The organism is Enterobacter sp. 01-M-02-SI-ECC (assembly GCF_047530595.1).
Lineage (GTDB): Bacteria > Pseudomonadota > Gammaproteobacteria > Enterobacterales > Enterobacteriaceae > Enterobacter > Enterobacter cloacae_M.
In genome coordinates this window covers 1-2,040 of the sequence record NZ_JBLKCZ010000082.1, presented here as the reverse complement: position 1 = coordinate 2,040, position 2,040 = coordinate 1, and the positions used below count along the sequence as shown (strand labels likewise).

Annotated in this window: 2 protein-coding genes and 1 pseudogene; all 3 read left to right on the top strand. The window is 47.4% G+C overall.

Features of this window, described 5'->3' with window-relative positions; genetic code table 11:
- Window positions 1-97: 97 nt before the first annotated feature.
- Window positions 98-388: pseudogene (locus tag ACMWLG_RS25705) on the top strand (DNA cytosine methyltransferase); the annotation flags it as partial.
- Window positions 389-448: 60 nt separating this feature from the next.
- Window positions 449-616, top strand: coding sequence for a hypothetical protein (locus tag ACMWLG_RS25700; RefSeq protein ID WP_000220758.1), 168 nt, complete (start codon window positions 449-451; stop codon window positions 614-616).
- A gap of 22 nt (window positions 617-638) precedes the next feature.
- The gene (locus ACMWLG_RS25695) at window positions 639-1,958 is read left to right on the top strand and encodes a DUF1173 family protein (RefSeq protein WP_200484668.1); all 1,320 of its coding nucleotides are present in this window, start codon (window positions 639-641) and stop codon (window positions 1,956-1,958) included.
- Window positions 1,959-2,040 lie beyond the last annotated feature (82 nt).

Here is a 2,040-nt window from a genome sequence, read left to right as displayed (position 1 = left end):
TTTCTTTAGCGCGCATGAGGTGTCCACCTGCAAAATAAGTGGGTGCTTAAGTTACAGGATCCTGGATTCGGGACCAGACGGTACTCAGACGACGCTTACTATTGATCGGGGTTGGTCCCATGAGCTGGGAGAGTCTGATTTCCATAACCCGGACAATATGGATCGTCGGCCACGCATGCTAACGCCACGTGAATGCAGCAGGCTTATGGGCTTCGATAAACCCGGGGAAAGTGTTTTCCGTATACCTGTGTCCAATACACAGGCTTACAGACAGTTTGGGAACTCAGTGATAGTTGATGTCTTTGCAGCCGTCGCTAAATTGTTGAAGTCACGAATTGATTATGTTGCTTCCTTGCGATTGCGGAAGTCATACGATGAAGTGTGCTGAACTAAGCTCATTTATCAATTTAAATGCTTAAGATTGTTGTAATAATGTCAGAGGTCAACCATGACGTATTTCGAATCAGCTGAAGGTGAGACGGTATCTAAAGAACGAGCATTACAAGAACTGTCCAGGCATTGCGTTCCCGAAACAGATTTCGAAGAATTCTTTAGCGACATGGGCGTAAAGGAACAGTATGACGCTCAGGAAGTGTTGCTCTGGTTGGGATATTAAACTTCCTGTTTAGGAGACTACTATGAGCCAAAAATTCGCAGTGATGATTGCTTACGACGACGATCCAAACGTCAAAAGGTATTCACCTGACTTTCAAACGCAGGATGAGTTTGCTAAAGGGTGGCAGTCGGCTCTTAAAAAAGCACACCACACCTCAGGTCAAAAATCAGTCATCACCTGCGGATGTCGTGGAAAAGGAGAAAAGCGACTTTATGTTCGTGCTTTACCGAACGGTGATGCCTTTATTCTCGTCAAAGCCGCTAACACGGGCATTGAGCATGATCCTTCCTGTGTATTCTTCTCCCTTGATGCCCGGCATACCGGCCTGAAAGGATATGCGAGTGGTGTGGTCCGGATTACAACCGAAGGTGATATGGCTGTAAGGCTCGGTATCGGTATGACAGAGAAAGATCCTCCTGAAAAATCAGAAGTGCCTCCCCTGCCCCATCTTCAGCGACCAGAAGGTGGTCAGGCCTCAATGACCCTCCTGGGCTTGCTTAGTCTTTTGTGGACAGAGTCTGGTCTGAATGTCTGGTACCCGAAAATGGCAGGGAAACGTAACGATTCACTGGTACGGTATCGTCTGCTTGAAACCGCTAAACAAATTCGTACCGGCAGAGCCTGCATAGGTGACCATTTATTCATTGGTGTACCTGACCCGAAACAACCTGTCGCTCAGTCGCAGATTCAGCGTCTTTCATCACAGGCGATGAGTGATAAACGTCTCATGCTCCTGTCAGTTTTACCTCGCTACGATGCTGAAAAGCATGAGAAGCCACTTAAATTTTTACCCCTGCGGAATTTTGGGGGGCTACCGCTGATTTTTTTCAATTCAGAAGGCCATTGGGACAGCGTAAAGAAACGATTTTCATCGGAGTACGCAGCATGGAAATCCGGAGCGAAAATAGTTGTCTTTGCGTTGACGTCACCAGCTGCGGTAACCGGCAGAGGCCCTTCTGTAAGAGCTCATCAAATTGTGCTGATGCACGTTAGCGAGAACTGGATACCTCTGGACTCCTCCTATGAGGCGGTTGTTGCAGAAAAGCTGGATGCAGAGCACCGGCAGTACGTTAAGCCCATGCGTTATGATGCGAGTATTAGTGAGGTGTTCCCTGACTTCTACCTGCTCGACACAAAAAGCGATAAGCCGTTCCCGATGGAAGTATTTGGTATGGCCACTCCTGCTTATCTGGCCCGAAAGCAACTCAAAAAAGATTATTACAACCGTGAATATGGGCCTTATGGATGGTGGCACTGGGATGCGACCACAGCATCTGAAACTATGGTGCTGCCTCATTTTCCAGATTCACGCAAACCTCTTTCAACTGATGTAGCCCCCTGAAACACCAGACAGTAGCTGTATCTCCAGATAAGAGATAGGCTTGAATATATGTCTAACACTAACACCAATTTTGAGATGACCG

Bases quoted from the DNA above. Each gene is read 5' to 3' on its own strand.
- ACMWLG_RS25700 (WP_000220758.1), top strand. From the start codon at position 449: ATGACGTATTTCGAATCAGCTGAAGGTGAGACGGTATCTAAAGAACGA.
- ACMWLG_RS25695 (WP_200484668.1), top strand. From the start codon at position 639: ATGAGCCAAAAATTCGCAGTGATGATTGCTTACGACGACGATCCAAAC.